15 protein-coding genes and 1 pseudogene are annotated in these 18,126 nt (G+C 72.6%); 7 read left to right on the top strand and 9 right to left on the bottom strand.

Annotation, left to right across the window (positions count from 1 at the left end; translation table 11 throughout):
- Nucleotides 1-5 precede the first annotated feature (5 nt).
- The 3 genes and pseudogenes from ACZ44S_RS34785 to ACZ44S_RS34795 form a co-directional block, all read right to left on the bottom strand.
- Nucleotides 6-1,199, bottom strand: a complete 1,194-nt coding sequence (locus ACZ44S_RS34785) for a KdsC family phosphatase (protein ID WP_466936673.1) — start codon at nt 1,197-1,199, stop codon at nt 6-8.
- A gap of 30 nt (nt 1,200-1,229) precedes the next feature.
- Nucleotides 1,230-1,643 (bottom strand): annotated as a pseudogene (locus tag ACZ44S_RS34790) (acylneuraminate cytidylyltransferase family protein); the annotation flags it as partial.
- 44 nt (nt 1,644-1,687) lie between these two features.
- A complete protein-coding gene (locus ACZ44S_RS34795) occupies nt 1,688-2,995 on the bottom strand; it encodes a DUF6716 putative glycosyltransferase (protein ID WP_466936605.1) in 1,308 nt (435 codons plus the stop codon).
- 199 nt (nt 2,996-3,194) lie between these two features.
- Between ACZ44S_RS34795 and ACZ44S_RS34800 the strand changes: the two genes are divergently transcribed.
- The 5 genes from ACZ44S_RS34800 (at nt 3,195) to ACZ44S_RS34820 (ending at nt 9,208) form a co-directional block, all read left to right on the top strand.
- Nucleotides 3,195-4,181, top strand: coding sequence for a glycosyltransferase family 2 protein (locus ACZ44S_RS34800; RefSeq protein ID WP_466936607.1), 987 nt, complete (start codon nt 3,195-3,197; stop codon nt 4,179-4,181).
- A complete protein-coding gene (locus ACZ44S_RS34805; RefSeq protein WP_466936609.1) occupies nt 4,181-5,521 on the top strand; it encodes a polysialyltransferase family glycosyltransferase in 1,341 nt (446 codons plus the stop codon). Before ACZ44S_RS34800 ends, ACZ44S_RS34805 begins: the two co-directional genes overlap by 1 nt.
- Nucleotides 5,522-5,680: 159 nt before the next feature.
- Nucleotides 5,681-6,646: a glycosyltransferase family 2 protein gene (locus ACZ44S_RS34810; protein ID WP_466936611.1), complete on the top strand. Its 966-nt coding sequence runs from the start codon at nt 5,681-5,683 to the stop codon at nt 6,644-6,646.
- Between the two features lie 3 nt (nt 6,647-6,649).
- Nucleotides 6,650-7,996, top strand: a complete 1,347-nt coding sequence (locus tag ACZ44S_RS34815) for a polysialyltransferase family glycosyltransferase (RefSeq protein WP_466936613.1) — start codon at nt 6,650-6,652, stop codon at nt 7,994-7,996.
- Nucleotides 7,997-8,116: 120 nt separating this feature from the next.
- Nucleotides 8,117-9,208 carry an acyltransferase gene (locus ACZ44S_RS34820; RefSeq protein WP_466936615.1) on the top strand — a complete coding sequence of 364 codons (1,092 nt, stop codon included), beginning with the start codon at nt 8,117-8,119 and terminating at the stop codon, nt 9,206-9,208.
- Nucleotides 9,209-9,229: 21 nt separating this feature from the next.
- Here the strand turns inward: ACZ44S_RS34820 and ACZ44S_RS34825 are convergent, their stop codons facing one another.
- Nucleotides 9,230-9,880 carry a TetR/AcrR family transcriptional regulator gene (locus tag ACZ44S_RS34825; protein WP_466936617.1) on the bottom strand — a complete coding sequence of 217 codons (651 nt, stop codon included), beginning with the start codon at nt 9,878-9,880 and terminating at the stop codon, nt 9,230-9,232.
- A 65-nt stretch (nt 9,881-9,945) separates the two neighbouring features.
- Here ACZ44S_RS34825 and ACZ44S_RS34830 point away from each other — a divergent pair, with 65 nt between their 5' ends.
- Entirely contained in the window at nt 9,946-11,349 is a 1,404-nt protein-coding gene (locus ACZ44S_RS34830) for an FAD-dependent oxidoreductase (RefSeq protein ID WP_466936619.1), read from the top strand.
- A 15-nt stretch (nt 11,350-11,364) separates the two neighbouring features.
- On the opposite strand, the gene leuE is transcribed toward ACZ44S_RS34830, so the two are convergent.
- Both leuE and ACZ44S_RS34840 read right to left on the bottom strand, forming a co-directional pair.
- Nucleotides 11,365-12,015, bottom strand: a complete 651-nt coding sequence (gene leuE / locus ACZ44S_RS34835; protein ID WP_466936621.1) for a leucine efflux protein LeuE — start codon at nt 12,013-12,015, stop codon at nt 11,365-11,367.
- Between the two features lie 64 nt (nt 12,016-12,079).
- Nucleotides 12,080-13,678 (bottom strand): acyl-CoA mutase large subunit family protein, encoded by a 1,599-nt coding sequence (locus tag ACZ44S_RS34840; protein WP_466936623.1) that lies wholly within the window; start codon nt 13,676-13,678, stop codon nt 12,080-12,082.
- Nucleotides 13,679-13,980: 302 nt separating this feature from the next.
- Between ACZ44S_RS34840 and ACZ44S_RS34845 the strand changes: the two genes are divergently transcribed.
- Nucleotides 13,981-14,823, top strand: coding sequence for a L,D-transpeptidase family protein (locus tag ACZ44S_RS34845; RefSeq protein WP_466936625.1), 843 nt, complete (start codon nt 13,981-13,983; stop codon nt 14,821-14,823).
- Nucleotides 14,824-15,010: 187 nt separating this feature from the next.
- On the opposite strand, the gene ACZ44S_RS34850 is transcribed toward ACZ44S_RS34845, so the two are convergent.
- The 3 genes from ACZ44S_RS34850 to ACZ44S_RS34860 form a co-directional block, all read right to left on the bottom strand.
- Entirely contained in the window at nt 15,011-16,072 is a 1,062-nt protein-coding gene (locus ACZ44S_RS34850) for a hypothetical protein (protein ID WP_466936627.1), read from the bottom strand.
- Nucleotides 16,072-16,746, bottom strand: a complete 675-nt coding sequence (locus tag ACZ44S_RS34855; RefSeq protein WP_466936629.1) for an RNA polymerase sigma factor — start codon at nt 16,744-16,746, stop codon at nt 16,072-16,074. The genes ACZ44S_RS34850 and ACZ44S_RS34855 overlap by 1 nt, the downstream gene beginning before the upstream one ends.
- A gap of 386 nt (nt 16,747-17,132) precedes the next feature.
- The gene (locus tag ACZ44S_RS34860) at nt 17,133-18,056 is read right to left on the bottom strand and encodes a hypothetical protein (protein WP_466936631.1); all 924 of its coding nucleotides are present in this window, start codon (nt 18,054-18,056) and stop codon (nt 17,133-17,135) included.
- Nucleotides 18,057-18,126 lie beyond the last annotated feature (70 nt).

Here is an 18,126-nt window from a genome sequence, read left to right on the forward strand (position 1 = left end):
TTTCCTTACGTGGGGAGGGAATCGAGGGAGGGGCCGAGGATCCAGCCGGCGATCTCCCGGATCGCGCCGTCGCCTCCGGGCAGGGTGGTGACGGCGCGGGCGGCGCCGCGTACGACGTCATGGGCGCTCGCGACCGCCACGGGCCAGCCGACGAGGGCGAAGCACGGGAGGTCGTTGACGTCGTTGCCGGCGTAGAGCACGCGCTCGGGCGCGATGCCCTGTTCCTCGCACCACTGCTTGAGTGCGAGGTCCTTGCGGTCGATGCCGTGCAGCACGGGGAGCTGGAGCTTGCGTGCGCGGGCGGCGACGACCGGGTTCTGTTCCGTGGACAGGATGAGCAGCTTCAGGCCACTGCGGCGCAGGGCGGCGATGCCGAGCCCGTCCCCGCGGTGCACGGAGACGAACTCCCGTCCGTCGGAGTCGATCAGCACCCGGTCGTCGGTCTGGGTGCCGTCGAAGTCGAGGACGACCGCGTCGATGTCGTCGGCGGTCGGGAGGGCGCCGGGCCGGCCGGCGTCGAGGAGCGGCGCGAGGGCCCGGGCCCGGGCGAGGTCGTGCGGGTCGTCGATCTCCAGGACGCGGGCCGGGTCGGTGCGGACGAGCTCGGTGCGCCCGAAGAAGCGGTGCCGGTGCTCACGGAAGCCCGCGGCGTCCATGGCGTAGGCGGCACCGGTCTCCAGGAAGTCCTGCGGACGGTCCTGCCGCCGGGGCCGGAACGCCTTGTCGTGATTGACCCCGTGCCCCCCGGCGGCAGCGGCAGCCGGTTCCGCGCCCGCCCCTGGTACGGCGCCCACGGCAGCCGACGCGACGGCCCGCCCGCGGGAGGCGGCGTCGACGGAGGCGGCGTCGGCACGCACGCCGTGGACAGGCGCGAACGCCCCGGCCGCTTCGGAACCCGGCACAGCAGGCCGGCCACCGGTGGCAGTGTCGGTGCTCGTGTCGCCCACGCTCCCCAGGCCGGACGAGGCCGCATCGGCACCCGCGCCCCGGCCAAGGGCGGACGCCCCGGCCGCTTCGGTACCCGGCACAGCAGGCCGGTCACCGGGGGCGGTGTCGGCACCCGGCACAGCAGGCCGGCCGACGGTGGCGGTGTCGGCGCTCGTGTCGCGGTCGGGGGCGGGTGCCTCGGCGGCTGACGGGACCGGGGCCGGGCCCTTGTCACCCGCCCCGGCGGCATCGTCCGTCGTGTCGCGCCAGATGAAGCCGTGGAACGGGGCGACGGTCACCGCCGTGTCGGCGGCCTCCTGGGCCACCGCGGCGGTCACGCCGTCGATGTCCTCGCGGGTCAGGAAGGGGCTGGTGCACTGCACGAGCAGGACGACGTCCACCGGGGCGCCGTGCAGGGCCTCGTGGGCGTCCATGGCGTGCAGGACGGCCGCCTCCGAGGTCGCGGTGTCACCGGCGATGGCGGCGGGCCGCAGGACGACCTCGGCGCCGGCCTGGCGCGCGGCCGCGGCGATGGCCTGGTCGTCGGTGGAGACGACCACGTCCGTCACGTGGCGCGCGGCCCGGCACTCGCGCACGGCACGCACCACCAGGGGCACGCCGCCGACGGGGGCGAGGTTCTTCGCGGGCACGCCCTTGGAGCCGCCGCGCGCGGGAATCACGGCGAGCACCCGGCGCACCGTCGGTGGATGGGACATGGGATCAGCTCCTCGAGCGGGGTTCGGGGCGGCGGCGCGGGCGGTCACAGCTCGCCCATCCGGCGGATCACCGGGGCCACCCGCTGCACGCCGTGCCGGTAGGCGCCGCGCGCCGCCCGGCGCACGATCTGCCGGACCGCTCCGGGCTCCTTGCCGGCGGCGGGCGCGCCCGGCAGCGGCGTACCGTCGGGGCCGAGGTGGTGGCGGGCGAGGATGCCGGGCAGATAGCCGGGCGCGGTGACGGGTGTGTAGTACGGGGTCAGCGGCGGAAGCCCGCCGGGGCGGCCGAGGAGCCCGGCGATGCGTTCGCGGGCGGTGTCGAAGGCCGTCTCGTAGCCTCCTCCCGTGGCGACGCCCTGCCGGGCCACCCAGTCCTCGTCCGGCTCCGGGCGGTGTCCCGTGTCGAGCTGGTCCCAGGAGGCGAGGCAGCCGGAGCCGACGAAGTGGTGGTTGCCGAGCGCTTCCCGGATACCGAGGTCGGTGAGGATCGCGGTGGGGATGCGACGGTGCAGCGACTCCAGGGCGGCCGTGGAGCTGACCGTGACAAGGAGGTCGGTCCGGTCCAGGACCTCGCCCATGTGTCCGTAGACCAGGCGGAAGTTGGCGGGGAGGTCGAGCCGCTGGGACAGCTTCTGGTAGGGCAGTTCCTCGATGTGCGTGGTGTGTTCGCCGGGCTTGGAGCGCAGCTTCAGCAGCACGTCGCGCTCGGGGTGCCGACGGGCGTGCCGCACCAGCCGGTCCAGCAGGTACGCGCGGTCCTGGCGGCTGTCCGGGACGGAGGGCTGGGCGGCGAAGACGACCGTGTACCGGTCGTGCCGGCCGGTGTGGGCCTCCCCGCCGAGGAACGGCAGGGCCACCTCGGTCACCGAGCCGGCGTCGGCGCCCACACCCTCGTACACGGCACGGAAACGGTCGGCGTCCTGCCGGGAGTTGGCGAGCACCAGGTCGGCGCCGTGGCGCAGCAGCAGGCCGTCGGTGAGCTTCTCGTAGACGACACCGACGTATCCGGTGACGACGACGGGCCGGCCGGGCCGGTCCTCCCAGGCCCGCTTCAGCCCGTGGAGCATCGCCTGCACCCCGCCGCCGACCAGGGCGAGCACGAGGACGTCGTACGTCTCCTCGCGCATCGCGCGCAGGAACTCGACCGCGGTGACCTCTTCGAGGGAGTCCGCGCGGACGCCGACCTCGCCGAGCTGGCGGGCGGTGGGCGTGGCGCGGCCCCGGAGGAGATATCCGTCGAGGCGGAAATCCCGCGGCGTGATGCGGTTCGCGGTGAGCGCGCCCCATTTCCAGCGGGTGTCGGAATCCGCGAGGACCGCCACCCTGAGGGGCTTCGTTGCACTTGCTGGCACGCCGAAGACGCTAGGAAGCGAATTCTAGGTACGGCCCAACCGTGAATCAACGAGAAGTTAACAACAGCCCACCGCAAGCCGAACCGGCCTGTGGAAACGCGCTGCGTAGGCGCGATACACCGTACCGACACACGGAGTTCACCCCTTGTACGGCCATCGGAAAGTCGCCGATCCGGGCGGGGATCCTAATGTTTTGCGCGTGCCGAAGCTTTCGCTGATCGTCCCGTTCCACAATGTGCGGCAATACGCCCCGGACACGCTCAGAAGTCTGCGCGCGAACGCCCGCCCGGACTTCGAGTTCATTCTGGTCGACGACCATTCCCAGGACGGAACCCGGGCGATTCTCGAGCGTGCCGCCGAGGAACTCTCGGACGTCGCCCGAGTGCGTCTCCTCCGCCGTGACGGCAATGGCGGGGTCGCCACCGCGCGCAACACCGGGCTCGACGCGGCGGGCGGTGAGTACCTGGCCTTCCTGGACGCCGGCGACTGGCTGGCGCCGGGCCATCTGCCGCGTCTGGTGGCCGCCGCCGAAGGGCTGGGCTGCGACTTCGTCCGTACCGACCAGGTGCAGGTCACCGGCCGCGCCCGGTCGGTGCGGCGGGTGCCGGTCGGTCTGCGGGGCGAGGTGCTGGACCCCAGGGAGTCGATCCTGCCCGCGGACCGGACGACCTCGGTGGACTATGTGTACGTCTGGGCCGGCGTCTACCACCGGCGACTGCTCGAGCGAGGGCTGCTGCACTTCACCGAGGGGCTGCACACCGCCGAGGACCGGCCGTGGACGTGGAAGCTGCACCGCGAGGCGGAGTCGTTCGCCGTGGTCGACCTGCTGGGCGTGTTCTACCGGCGCGGGGTCGACTCCTCCCTCAGCCGGATCGGCGACGCCCGCCAACTCGACTTCATCCGCGCCTTCGACCAGATCGTCGAGGAGACGGCGGCGGACCGGGACGCCGGCCGGCTGCTGCCGAAGGCGGTGCGGACGTACTGCGCGATCATCGCCCACCACCTGTCCGAGCAGGACAAGTTCGAGCCCGCCGTGGCCCGGCGGCTGCGGGCGATGAGCGCGGCAGCGCTGCGGCGGATGCCGCAGGACGTGCTCGACGCCGTACTGGAAACCATGGACGTGCACCGTGCCGTCCGGTTGCGGCGGCTGCGGCGCCGGGCCGGCATGGGGAAGGAGGGCGCCTGATGTCCCGTACCACCCGGATCTTCTGCGCCTCGTCGCTGTACGACGTCGCCACGCAGGTGGCCGCGATCGAGTCCGGCTGCTTCGCGGGGGCGGCGCGGCGGGTGCTGCTGTTCTGCGACGACTCGGCGGTCCCCGAGGCCGCACCGGCGCCGGACGGGCTGCCGGGGTTCGCCGTGCTGCGCGACCGCTTCGACGAGGTGCTGTCCTGGAACGAGGCGATCCGGCCCTTCCACCCGGCGGCCTGGACGCCCCGCTCCGAGGACGTTCCGCTGCTGGAGCGGCATCTGCGGCGGCTGTGGGGGCTGGGCGACGACCGCGTGGAGCTGGTGCTGGGGCGCCCGGACGTCCCCCCGGCCCTGGCCGTGGCCCAGGTGTTCACCGGGGCCCCGGTGCACGTCTGTGCCGGCGGACTGACGGGCTACGGCCCCACGCGCGGCAAGCTCGATCCGCTGATCGGCACCCGGGTGCGGCAGGTGCTGCATCCCGACCTGGTGCCGGGTCCGACGCCGATGCTGCTGAGCGAGTTCGACGTGCCGGCGCGGGTGGTGCCGACGGACGCCTTCCTGAAGGTGACCGGCGAGATGGCGGCGGCGACGGACGACCTGCCTCCGATACCGGAGGGTGCGGCGCTGCTGGTGGGCCAGTGTCTGTCCGCGCTCGGCATCCACGCGCCCGGCGAGGAGGACGACCTGCACGTGCGGATGCTGCTCGCGGCTGCCGGACGCGGCCACCGCGCGGTCGTGTTCACCCCGCATCCCGCCGCCCCGGCCCGGCACGGCCGCGCGCTGCGGGACGAGGCGGAACGGCTCGGGGTGGACCTCACGGTCCTGGACGAGCCCGTGCTCGCCGAGGTGCTGTACGAGAAGTCCCGGCCGGCGCTGGTCGTCGGCTGCTCGTCCACGGCCCTGTTCACGGCGTCCGCTCTCTACGGCCTGCCGGTCGTCCGCGTCGGCACCGGGTGGCTCCTGGAGCGGCTGACGCCGTACCGGAACGGCAGCAGGGTCCCGGTCGTCCTGGCCGACGCGCTGCTGCCGGGCGCGGAGGCGGAGGCGACGGAGGACGCTCTCCCGGTCGGCGAGCTGACCGACCTCGTCACCGCGCTCGGCTTCACCATGCGGCCGGAGGTCCACCCGCACCTGCGCCCGGTCGCGGAACGGTTCCTCGCCCGCCACGCCGGCCGGCCGCACATCCGGCGCTGGTTCGCACGCAAGCGGCTCACCTCGCTCGGGCTCCCGGGAGGCATCCCGAAGCAACTGGCGTTCCTCCCCCGCAACAGCACGGCACGCCGGGTGGTACGCCGCGCCCGAGCACTGAAGAGAACCGTGAGAGGCCAACGATGACACCCGACTGTTCACCCGTTGTCCATGCGAAGGCCACCGGCGGACCGCCGTGCTCGGGCACATTCGGGCCTCCGGTCGAAAGGACGGTGGCAGGGCACGACGAACGCCGGGCCTGAGCCTCGCATCACCGCCGCTTCGAGCCCCGAAAGAGAGAACCACGTGCCGAAACTGTCCGTCGTCGTCCCGATGCACAATGTGGAGGCGTTCGCGGAGAGCACCCTGCGCAGTCTCGCCGCCAACGCGCACCCGGACTTCGAGTTCCTGCTCGTCGACGACTGCTCCACGGACGCCACGCCCTGGGTGATCGACCGCTGGGCGGAGAAGCTGCCGGGCGCGCGGGTGATCCGGCACGGGACGAACCAGGGCATCGCCCAGGCGCGCAACACCGGAATCGACGCGGCGGAGGGCGAGTTCCTCACGTTCCTCGACGGCGACGACTGGTACGGGCCGCGCCACCTCGCCGGGATGGTGCGGGCGATGGAGGAGTTGGGCTGCGACTTCGCCCGCACCGACCATGTGCAGGCCACCGGCACCGAGCGGGTGATCAGGCGGCCACCGGCCCCGGCGCGCAACGCGGTGATGGATCCCCGCGACGGGATCACGCCCGTCGACACCGAGACGATGGTCGACTACCCCTTCGTCTGGGCGGGCATCTACCGCCGTCACCTGTTCGCCGACGGCGCCATGCGTTTCGTCACCGAACTGCGCACGGCCGAGGACCGGTTGTGGATCTGGCGCCTGCACCTGACGGCCCGGACGTACGCGTCCCTGGGACTGCACGGGGTGTTCTACCGGCGCGGTGTGGCCACCTCCCTCACCCAGATCAAGGACTCCCGCCAGCTGGATTTCATCCCGGCGTACGACCTGCTGCTGCGGGACGTGCAGAACGACCCGGAGACCGACCGCTTCCTCCTCAAGGCCGTACGCACCTACTGCGCCATGATCGCCTTCCACATCGGCAAGGCGGACGCGTACGAGCCCTCGGCGGCGCAGCGGCTGCGGCGCGAGGCACGGGACGCGCTGCACCGCATGCCGCAGCAGGCGCTGGAGGAGACCCTCGCCACCATCGACAGCACCCGGAGCAGGCTGCTCGGCCGCCTGCGTGACGGGCGGAAGGCTGCCTGATCCATGCCGCACACCACCCAGATCTTCCAGGTCTCGACGCTCTACGGCGCGGCCACCCTGGCCGCGGCGCTGGACGCGGGCCTGTTCGGGCCGCGCGACAAGGCCCGCCGCATCCTGCTGGTCTCCCACAACGCCGCCGTCCCGGAGACGGCCCTGCGCCTGGACGAGATGCACGGCTACGGCCCGCTGGCCGGCCGCTTCGACTCGGTGGTGAGCTGGAACGAGGCGATCAGCCCCTACCATCCGAGCACCTGGGGCCCGCGCGGCAACGACACGGTGCTGTGGCAGCGGGCCTTCCGGCTCCTGTGGGACATCGACGAACAGGACGGGGTCGAGCTCGCCGTCGAGTCGATCCAGGTCAACCCCGCCCGCGCGCTGGCGGCCATCTTCTCCGAGGCCGCCGTCGACGTGTACGCCGACGGACTGATGAGTTACGGCCCGACGCGGGAGAAGCTGCCGCTGACCCTCGCGCGCCGCGTCCGGCGGCTGCTCCATCTGGATCTGATCCCGGGTCTGCGGCCGCTGCTGCTGTCCGAGTACGGAGTCGATCCGGTGATCGTGCCGGACGAGTCGTTCCGGGGTGTGCTGGACGAGATCTCCCGGGACGCGGCGGACGACCCGCGGCTCGCGCCCGTGCTCGACGAGGCGCCGACGGCCGTGCTCCTCGGCCAGTACCTGGCGGCGCTCAACATCCTCAGCGCGCAGGAGGAGGAGGACCTCCACGTGCGCATGCTGACCGGTGCCGTGCGCGCCGGGCACCGGTCCGTCGTCTTCAAGCCCCATCCCACGGCCCCGGCCGGCTACTCGGCGGCCCTGGGCAAGGCGGCGGCGGACGCCGGCGTACGGCTGACCGTGCTGGACGCTCCGCTGCTGGCCGAGACGCTGTACCACCACGGCCGGCCCGCACTCGTCGTGGGCTGCTTCTCGACGGCCATGGTGACCGCGTCCGCCTACTACGACGTGCCCGTGGCCCGGGTGGGGACGGCGCTGGTCATGGGCCGCCTCGAGCCGTACCCGAACAGCAACCGGGTGCCGCTGGCGGTGATCGACCATCTGGTGCCGGACCTCGAGCGGGACGAGACCCCGGCCGTCGTCGGCCCGGCGCCGGACACGCTGTCCCCGCTGGTCCGGGCGGTCGGCTTCTGCATGCAGCCGAAGACGTACGCGAACCTGCGGGAGCCGACGGCGGACTGGCTCCGTGCGCATCTGGCCGGCACGCCCGGCCACTACTTCCCGGAACTGCGCCTGGCCGAACTGTCCTTGCCGGGCAGCACGCCCCGCACCCGTGCGAAGGTCCAGGCCGGCCGGGCAAAGCGCGTGGTGGGCAGAGCGGTACGCCGCAGAAGGTAACGCTGCTGCGGGCCGTCGGGCACGACGGCCCGCAGCTGGATCGCCAACCGAGACGCACCGGTCACAGCCGCGCCACCCACCCGTCAACCCCCGTACACCACACGGCTCCAGAGTTGCGCGGTGCCCAACGACACCGCCGTACGCCTGCCGCAGCAAAAGGCCGGCACCAGATCCCCCGCAGCACAGCCCGCCCCACGGGAACACCGCTACGACATCGACCTGATCCGCCTGCTCTGCTCCGCGACCATCATGCTGGGCCACGTCGGCGCCCAGTTCATCCACGCCACCGGCAACGACCCGGCGAACGGTTCCGGCACCTACTGGGCAGGGCACGTCGCCGAGGCGATCAACCCCTTCGCGGTCCCCCTGTACTTCGCCATCGCGGGCTGGGCCGTACTCGTCGGCGCACCCCCGCGCGACAGCGCACGCATGTGGCAGCGGATCGTCCGCAACATCGTCCCGCTCTTCGTGTGGACGGCGGTCTACCTGCTCTGGGCCTGGCTGCGCGACCGCAACGAGCGTCCCATGACGGAACTGGCGACGGACTCCCTCTTCGGCTCCGTACAGCCCGCCTACCACCTGTGGTTCATGTACACCTACATCCCGGTCATCGCGCTGCTCGCGTTCGCGATGCTGGTCAGGGCCGGCCGGCGGCCGTGGGGCCTGGGCGCGGCGCTGCTGGGCATCGCGGTCGCGCCGAGTGTGCTGACCACGGTCACCGAAGTGACGGGGCGCGACATGCCCGCCTCGGCCTGGGGGTTCAGCACCTACTCACTGGTGTACGCGGTGGGCGGCGCGCTGCTGTTCGCCCTGCCGGCCGGAGCCGTGCGGCGATGGCGGTGGCCGCTGCTGGTGGTGCTGCCGCTCACCATGGCCGGGGCGCTCTGGTACAACACGCAGATCCATTACGTGATGCCCAACGCGCATGTGTTCGTCGCCGCCATGAGCATCTGCGTACTGCTGCTGATCAGCAGGATCCGGGTGCCGGAAAGGTACCGGCCGCTGCTGAGGAGGCTCGCCGGGGCCGCACTCGGCGCGTACATGGTGCATGTGCTGTTCGTCGAGGAGATCGTCACCCCTCTGGTGTCGACGGGTCTGGGCGGACCGGCGGCAGGGCTGCTCCTGACCGCCCTGCTGGCCGCGGTGATGGCCTTGTCGTTCGCCGCCAGCCTTCTGTGGGGGAGTCTGAACCTGCGGCGCCTGCTCGGCTGATGACCCGGTCCGCGGGCGGACTCAGCGCGCCCCACGGCGGGCCTCGATGCCGGCGACGATCAGGGCGAGGCCCTCCTCGAAGTGTGCGTCGTAGTTGTCGAAGAGTTCCGTGCCGGCCCGGGCCGCCAGGGGGTGGTCGGCCAGCATGCGGGCACGGTCGCCCACGTCGAAGCCCTCGCGGCGCTCCCCGGGCAGGGGCACGACGCCCTGTTCCTCGGTGACGAACCCAAGCGTGTAGAGGTAGCTGGTGGTGAGCGCGCGGACGGCCTGCACGAGGGTGAAACCGGCGGACGTCAGCAGACGCAGGTTGTCCTCCATCTGCTCGGCGTGCTCGATCCCGGTGAAGCGTGAACCGCTGAAGACCTTCGCGCCGTCGCGGTAGGCGAGCAGCGCGGTGCGCAGGCCCCGGTTGGCCTTGAGCAGCCGCTCCTGCCAGGTGTCGTCCGGACTGAGCGAGCCCTGGGCGGCCATACGGCGGTAGATCTCCGTCGCCATCTCGTCGAGCAGTGCCTGTTTGTCCTTGAAGTGCCAGTACAGGGCGGGCGCCTTGACGTCCAGCTCCTTGGCGATGAGGCGCAGGGTCAGGCCGTTCAGGCCCACCTCGTTCAGCAGCTCCAGCGCCGTGTCGGCGACCCGGCGGCGGTCGAGCGGGGCGCGTCGTTCCGTACTCACGCTTGACAATTTAACACCGTTAGGGACACGCTCTGGGCACTTAACGACGTTAAGGAGTGTGGATCATGAACGACCCCGATGTGCTGATCGCGGGCGCCGGGCCGACCGGCCTCACCCTCGGCATCGACCTGGCCCGGCGCGGAATCGCCGCGCTGGTGGTGGAGCGGGCGGACGACCTGTTCCCCGGTTCGCGCGGCAAGGGGATGCAGCCGCGCACCATGGAGGTCTTCGACGACCTGGGCGTGCTGGACGCGATCCACGCGGCCGGCGGCGGCTACCCGGTCGGCATGGTCTGGCAGAACGGCGAGCGCAGGGGCGAGCACCACATGTTCGACCCGGCCGAGCCCACCGAGGACGCGCCGTACAACGCGCCGTGGATGGTCCCGCAGTGGCGCACGCAGCGGATCCTCCTGGAGCGGCTGGAGGAGCTCGGCGGCAAGGTCGCCTTCGGCCGGGAGGTCACCGGCGTGACCCAGGACGCGGAGGGGGTGACCGCGCACTTCGCCTCCGGCGAGCCGGTGCGCGCCCGGTATCTCGTCGCGGCGGACGGGGGCCGGTCCGCGGTGCGCCGCAGCCTGGGCATCGGCATGACCGGGGAGGAGGTGGATCCGCTCCCCACGCTGGTGGCGGACGTCCGGATCACCGGACTGGACCGGGACAACTGGCACATCTTCCCGCCGGAGGGGACCCGGGAGTTCCTCGCGATCTGCCCGCTGGCCGGGACGGAGGACTTCCAGCTGGTGGCCCGGTTCGCGGAGGGGGCGGAGGTGGACCTCTCGCTCGACGGCGTACGGAAGGTGGTCGCCGCCCGCTCCCACCTCGCCGCCGAGGACGTCAAGGAGGTGCGGTGGGCCTCGGACTTCCGCCCGAGGGCCGCGCTCGCCGACCGGTTCCGCGCGGGCCGTGTCCTCCTCGCCGGTGACGCGGCGCACGTGCACTCCCCGGCCGGCGGTCAGGGGCTCAACACCAGCGTCCAGGACGCCTACAACCTGGGCTGGAAGCTGGGCGCGGTACTCGGCGACGGTGCGGGGGCGGGGCTGCTGGACACCTACGAGGAGGAACGGCGGCCGATCGCCGCACAGATGCTGGACCTGTCCACCAGCGTGCACCGGGGCGAGACCCGACGGGGCGGGGCCACCCGGCAACTGGATCTCGGCTATCCCGGGTCCTCGCTCACCGCGGAGACCCGCGCGGAGCCCGGCCCGGTGCGCGCGGGCGACCGGGCCCCGGACGGCACGGTGGGCGACGTGCGCCTCTTCGACGCGTTCCGGGGACCGCACTGGACCCTGCTTGCCCTGGGCACGGACGACGTCCCCGGACCGACCGCAGCCGTACGCGTGGTGCACGGACCGGCCCACCGTGCCTACGGCACGGGGCTGTTCCTGGTCCGGCCGGACGGCTATGTGGGCTGGGCGGGAGACACGCCGGCCGGACTCCCGGAGTACCTGGCCCGGTTCACCGGGCGCTGAGCCCCAGGGTCTGCCCTACGCGCTCGCCAGCGAGAGCTTCGCCGCGAAGCCCAGGAACAGCGCGCCCGCCGCCGAGGTGGCACCGGCCGCCAGCCGCCGCCTGCGGCGGAACGCCTCGGCCAGGCGGGTGCCGCCGAAGATCAGCAGCGACAGGTACAGGAAGCTGGCCGCCTGGAGCAGGCCCCCGAGGACGATGAAGGACAGGGCGGGATAGGCGTAACCGGGGTCGACGAACTGCACGAAGAAGGAGATCAGGAAGAGGATCGCCTTCGGGTTGAGCAGCGACACCACCAGCGCGCGGCGGTAGGGGCGCTCCTCGGCGGGCGCGACCGCGGGCACCTGCGCCGGTGCCGGCCCGCCCGGCGTCTTCCACATCTGCCACGCCGAGCGCAGCATGCCGTACGCCATCCACGCCAGATAGGCGGCACCCGCGTACTTCACCACCAGGAACAGCAGCGGGGTGGTGGTCAGCACCGAGGCAGCGCCCAGCGCCGCCAGCGTCATCAGAACGGCGTCCCCGGTGAAGACACCGGCCGCCGCCACATATCCGGTGCGGACGCCCTTGCGGGCGGCCACGGAGAGGACGTACAGCGAGTTGGGCCCGGGCAGCAGGATGATGAGGACGAGGCCCGCCAAGTAGGTGGGAAGGTCGTTGACGCCGAACATGGAGGGAGTGTCGCACGCGGGTGCGACACTCCCGCCAGGGTGTCTCAGCCGGCGAGAAGGCGGCTCAGAACGCGTCGCTCGGCACGTAGGTGCCCCACACCTCACGCAGGGCGTTGCACACCTCGCCCACCGTCGCCCGGGCCTTCAGCGCCTCCTTCATCGGGTACAGGACGTTGTCCTCCCCCTCGGCCGCCTTCCGCAGCGCGGCCAGGGCGGAGTCGACCGCCTGCTGGTCGCGTTCCGCGCGGAGCCTCGCCAGCCGCTCGGCCTGCTGGGCCTCGATGGCGGGGTCGACGCGCAGGGGCTCGTAGGGCTCCTCCTCGTCGAGCTGGAAGCGGTTGACGCCGACGACGACCCGCTCGCCGGAGTCGGTCTCCTGGGCGATGCGGTAGGCGCTGCGCTCGATCTCGTTCTTCTGGAAGCCGTGCTCGATGGCGTTGACCGCGCCACCGAGGTCCTCGACCTTCCGCATCAGCTCGAGCGTCGCCGCCTCGACGTCGTCGGTCATCTTCTCGATGACGTAGGAGCCCGCGAACGGGTCGACGGTCGCCGTCACGTCGGTCTCGTAGGCGAGGACCTGCTGGGTGCGCAGGGCGAGGCGGGCGGACTTGTCGGTCGGGAGCGCGATCGCCTCGTCGAAGGAGTTGGTGTGCAGCGACTGCGTGCCGCCGAGCACCGCCGCCAGGCCCTGGACGGCGACGCGGACCAGGTTCACCTCGGGCTGCTGGGCCGTCAGCTGCACCCCGGCCGTCTGCGTGTGGAAGCGCAGCATCAGCGACTTGGGGTTCTTCGCGCCGAACTCCTCCTTCATCACCCGCGCCCAGATCCTGCGGGCCGCGCGGAACTTGGCGACCTCCTCCAGGATGGTCGTGCGGGCCACGAAGAAGAAGGACAGGCGCGGGGCGAAGTCGTCGACGTCCATGCCCGCCGCGACCGCGGTACGGACGTATTCGATGCCGTCGGCCAGGGTGAACGCGATCTCCTGCGCGGGAGAGGCGCCCGCCTCGGCCATGTGGTAGCCGGAGATCGAGATCGTGTTCCACTTCGGGATCTCGGCCTTGCAGTACTTGAAGATGTCGGCGATCAGCCGGAGGGAGGGCTTCGGCGGGAAGATGTACGTGCCCCGCGCGATGTACTCCTTCAGCACGTCGTTCTGGATCGTGCCCGTGAGCTTGTCGGCGCTCACGCCCTGCTCCTCGGCGACCAGTTGGTAGAGGAGCAGCAGGAGGGCGGCGGGCGCGTTGATCGTCATCGACGTGGAGACCTTGTCCAGCGGGATGCCGCCGAACAGCACCCGCATGTCGTCGATCGAGTCGATGGCGACACCCACCTTGCCGACCTCGCCTGAGGCGATCGGGGCGTCGGAGTCGTGGCCCATCTGGGTCGGCAGGTCGAAGGCGACCGACAGGCCCATCGTGCCGTTGGCGATCAGCTGCTTGTAGCGGGCGTTGGACTCGGTGGCGGTGCCGAACCCGGCGTACTGGCGCATCGTCCAGGGCCGGCCCGTGTACATCGTCGGGTACACGCCCCGCGTGAAGGGGTACGTCCCCGGCTCGCCCAGCTTCCCGGCCGGGTCCCAGCCCTCGAGAGCGTCCGGCCCGTAGACCGGTTCGATGGGCAGTCCACTCTCAGTGGATCGGGCACTGCCCGACTCGCGCGCCATGGTGTGATGCCTCCCGCTGAGCGGCGTTGCTCGCCCACATACCCGTCAGTTGTCCGTTCGCCCGTACAGGCCGACCTGCACGGACTGTAGCGGTGCGCGTGCGGCCCGGTGCAGGGGCACACGCTGGGACCTTCCTCACAGCCGGGATGGGACCCCGCTCACAGCACCCACCTCGGCGGTTGTCCTGCCGGTCACCCACCACCATGCCCCTTTGTTCGGCGGCGGTCATCTCCGGGGTAAATCTCTAGTGAGATCCGGGAACGACGGTGAGACGACGGGGGGCCGGGGTGCGTAGTACGGGCATGGGGAGGACAGGGGTGGCATGCCTGGCGGCGCTAGCGCTGGCGGCCGGCGCGGCCGGCTGCACCGTGCGGCCCGCCGGCGCGGACGGGGAGGGCCGGTCGCCGGTGCGGATAGAGATGCCGAGCCGGACGCCGTCCCCGTCGGCGTCACGGACGCCGGACGACGACCGGCCCGCGTCCCCTTCGGGCTCCCCGTCGACGCGGCGGGCGCCGCGCGTGCTGTGGTCCCCCGGCGACTCCGGGCGGGACATCCGCGAACTGCAGGCCCGGCTGCGGCAGGTCGCGTGGATCTTCCACGGGCCCACGGGGACCTACGACGACCTGACGGTGAAGGCGGTCCGGGGCTTCCAGGGCAAGCGCGGACTGCCGAGGACCGGGGTGACCGACAGCGTCACCTGGCAGCGGCTGCTCGCCATGACGCGCGAGCCGGGCACGTGGGAGCTGTACCTGATGGGGGGACAGCCGGCCGACGCTCCCGACCCGCGCTGCAGGTCGGGCCGGGTGCTGTGCATCAGCAAGTCGAGCCGCACCCTGCGCTGGATGATCGACGGCCGGACGGTGTCGACCATGCCGGTCCGCTTCGGCTCCGCGTACACACCGACCCGGGAGGGTGTCTTCCAGGTCTACTGGAAGTCCCGGCACCATGTGTCCACGCTCTACGACTCCCCCATGCCGTACGCGATGTTCTTCAGCGGCGGCCAGGCCGTGCACTTTTCGGCCGACTTCGCCGCGCGGGGCTACGCCGGCGCCTCGCACGGCTGCGTCAACGTCCGGGACGAGGCGGCGATCGCCCGGCTCTACGGGCAGGTGCGCAACGGCGACAAGGTGATCGTGCACCGGTGAGATGGGGCGCGGGCGGGACCGGGGGAACGTGTCCCACCCGCGCCGGGTGCACGAGCCGCGGGTACGGGGGGAACCCCGGCTCCGTGCGACGGCCGATGACCAGTCGGCTCACTCAGTACTGCGTTGCGGGGTCCGGAAGTGTCACACCCGGCGGCGAAGAAATTTCAGCGATCAATAAAACAGCAGGTCAGGGGCGGTTTGCGCGTCCGTGGCTCTGGCCCTGGCCCTGGCTCTGGCCGCCATCGTCGCCCGTGTCGGGATCATGGCCGTTCTTCTTGCCCCCGCCGCGCCCCTTGCCGTTGCCGTTGCTCCCGCCGTTGCCGTTGCCGTTCGTCTTTCCGTTGCCGTTGCCGTTGCCGTTGCTCTTGCCGCTGCCATTGCCGCTGCTCTTGCCGTTGCCGTTGCTCTTGCCGGTGTCGGCGTCGGCCTCGGAACCGGTGGTGTCCGCGTCGTCCGCCTTGTCCGCCTCGTTCATGGACAGCGCGTCCTCGCAGTATCCACGGACATGGGAGGGGCCTCCCGCCTCGTTCTCGAGGAGGCGCCGGCGATCGCCGTTCAGCTGTTTGCCGTCGCGCCAGGCACGGCAGGCCGAGGCGAGCTGCTTCCAGCCGCGTCCGGAACCGGCCGCCGGGTCACCGGCGTCGCCGTCGCCCTGGGCACCCGCCCCCTCCTCGCCCTTGTCCGCGGCGTCGCTGGAGTGCGCCTCCCCGGGCGTGGCTCCGCCGCCGGGCGGCGGCGACACCAGGGGGCGTTCGGGATGCGAGGCGGTGGCGGTGACGGAGGCCGCGGGGTCGGACCGGGGGGCGTCGGAGGGCGTCGGCAGGACTCCGGCACCGGCCAGGACCGCGGCGCCGCCGACCATGCCGGCGACCAGCGCGGCGGCCAGTCCGAGCCGCAGAAACCTCGGCCGGCCGGGTCCGTCCCCGGTTCCGGAACGATCTTCGCGCGTAGTGCCGATACGGACCGGACCGAGGTCGGCGGGTTTCGCCCCGGCGCGGTGAACGGCGCCCGCGTCCACGGCGGGTTCGCCCTCGCGTTCCTCCCGCACCTTGCGGAAGGCGGCCAACGCGGCCGCCTCCCCGGGTAGTTCCTCGTCGGGCGACGGTGGCGGGGCGGAGAGCGAGCGGAGTGTTCCGGCGAGCCGTTCGGCCTGGTCACGGGTGGTGGGATCGGCAGCTGCGGGTGGCTCTCCGTTCAGGAATCGCTCCGCGGTCCCGCGGTCCAGCCACCTGTACTGCTCGTCGGCCATCACATGTCCTTCTGCGTCCGCGCTCGCATCTGCGTCACACTCGCGGACGTCACCGTACGACGGCGTGGTTCTCTCTGGGGCGGAAGGGCGTCGAGTACCCCGGCGGATTCCGGATGGCATTCCGGATCGTCACCGAGCAGTTCGGCCAGCCGTTTCAGGCCCCGGTGGGCGGCGGTCCGTACGGCGCCGGGGCGCTTGCCCAGCGTCTCGGCGGCGGACTTGGCGTCGAGGCCCACCACCACGCGCAGGACGACGGCCTCGGCCTGGTCCTGAGGCAGCCGGGAGATCAGCGAGAACGCGCCGTCGGTGGCCAGCGCCTCCATCGCCTCGCCGGCGGTGTCGGACTCGGCGGCCCGCCCGGTGAGCTCGGTCTCGTCGCCGCCGATCGCGGGACGGCGCCCGCGCATGCGTATGTGGTCCAGCGCGCGGTTGCGGGCGATACGGGCGGCCCAGCCGCGGAACCGGTCCGCGTCACCGGTGAACCGCGCCAGGTCGCGCGCTATCTGCAGCCACGCCTCCGACGTCACGTCCTCGGCGTCGGGCTCGCCGACCAGTGTCCTGACGTATCCCAGCAGCCGCGGGTGCACGGCGCGGTACACAGTGCGGAACGCGGTCTCGTCCCCGTCCTGTGCCGCACGCACCGCGGCGGTCAGCTCCGCGTCGTCCCCCAGCACACGCGCACCCTCTTTGCGCCTAAACCGGCGCCGCTCTCGCGGACCGGGATCTCGCCGTCGTGGTCAGTCAATTGATGGTTGCGGTCTCTGGTCGCAGCGGGCGTGGTCACGTATCCGCGCCGCGGCCTGGCGCGAAAGGCACGTTACGGCCTGAATCCTCTCCCCGTCCATGTCCGTACAAGATGCAACTAACCCGTGACCCAGGATGGTGTGACAGAAAACGCACCCTCGACGCTGTAGAGGGTACGGGTCGCCGCGCGGCCCGTGCCGCGCGACGGCCGGGGCCTCTCCTGTGGGGGGTGGCGGCCTCGGCCGTTGCCTCGGCGTCGGCGCAGCGAGCGCGCATTTCTCCGTCCTCCCCGGTAACGGGCGTCAACGGGCGTGCGTCACGGGTTCCTGCCGCCGGGTTCGGCGGGCTGTCCCGCGCTTCCGCCCGCACCGTTGCCGCTGCCGGCACCGTCGGCCGGATTGCCCGCGTTGCCCGCGCCGTCCGCGTTGCCCGTGCCGCCGGCCGGATCACCGCCCGTGCCGCTGTCCGGGGCGTCGCCGGCGTTGCGCGAGGCGGCGTCGCCCGCGTTGCCCGAGGAGCCGTTCCCGGACCTGTCCGGCACGGCCGTGCTCCTCCCCGGCACCCCGGTGCTCCCGGGCCGCGCCCCGTCCTGTTCCGCCAGGCCCGCACAGTAGGCGTCGACGTGCGACGCGCCGCCGGCCGCCTCCGTGAGCCGCTTCCAGGCCGTCGCGTCCAGCGCCTGGCCCCGCCCCTCGACCTTCTCGTAGGCGCGGCAGTGGGCCTCGGTGTCCCCCGCGGTGCCGGGACGGTCCGCGCCCCGGCCGCCGGAGCCGTCGCCCGGTGCGGCGGACTTCGGGGTGGCCGGAGGGGTGGTGCCGGACGGCACGTGGGTGCCCTTGGGGTCCTCCACCGGTCCGTCCGTCGAGGAGCCCGCCACGCCGATCCCTGCGACCGCGACCCCGCTCAGGGTGAGGCCGGCGACCAGTGCGGAGAGCGTGGCCTTCAGCGAGCGGCCGCCGAGCCGCCGCCGACGGGCCCGCCAGTCGTCCCGGCGCCGGGTGCGCGCGCCATGCGCCCCCGACTCCCGAGCGGCGACGAACGCGGCGACGGCCCGCTGCTCGGCCCCGGCGTCCACGCCGTCGCGGATCAGCGCGGCGGCGAGCAGTGTCTCCACGCCGGCCGTGCCGACGGCGGGGCGGCCACCGGGGACGGGATCCGGACGGTCCTGCGCGGGCACCGTGCCCTCAGGGTGCACACGCCGACGGCCGGCCTGCCCGCCGTCGCTCTGCCGTTCACCCATGTCCGTTCCCGTCCCTGCTCGGTCCTGCTCGATCCACTCGGTTCACCCGGCCCGCGTGGCCCCGTGGGGC

Source organism: Streptomyces malachitofuscus, from assembly GCF_055571035.1.

Excerpts from the sequence above, each read along its gene's own strand:
- ACZ44S_RS34840 (WP_466936623.1), bottom strand. The coding sequence starts at position 13,678 with ATGGCGCGCGAGTCGGGCAGTGCCCGATCCACTGAGAGTGGACTGCCC.
- ACZ44S_RS34850 (WP_466936627.1), bottom strand. The coding sequence starts at position 16,072 with ATGGCCGACGAGCAGTACAGGTGGCTGGACCGCGGGACCGCGGAGCGA.
- ACZ44S_RS34845 (WP_466936625.1), top strand. The coding sequence starts at position 13,981 with ATGGGGAGGACAGGGGTGGCATGCCTGGCGGCGCTAGCGCTGGCGGCC.
- leuE (WP_466936621.1), bottom strand. The coding sequence starts at position 12,015 with ATGTTCGGCGTCAACGACCTTCCCACCTACTTGGCGGGCCTCGTCCTC.
- ACZ44S_RS34805 (WP_466936609.1), top strand. The coding sequence starts at position 4,181 with ATGTCCCGTACCACCCGGATCTTCTGCGCCTCGTCGCTGTACGACGTC.
- ACZ44S_RS34815 (WP_466936613.1), top strand. The coding sequence starts at position 6,650 with ATGCCGCACACCACCCAGATCTTCCAGGTCTCGACGCTCTACGGCGCG.
- ACZ44S_RS34830 (WP_466936619.1), top strand. The coding sequence starts at position 9,946 with ATGAACGACCCCGATGTGCTGATCGCGGGCGCCGGGCCGACCGGCCTC.
- ACZ44S_RS34860 (WP_466936631.1), bottom strand. The coding sequence starts at position 18,056 with ATGGGTGAACGGCAGAGCGACGGCGGGCAGGCCGGCCGTCGGCGTGTG.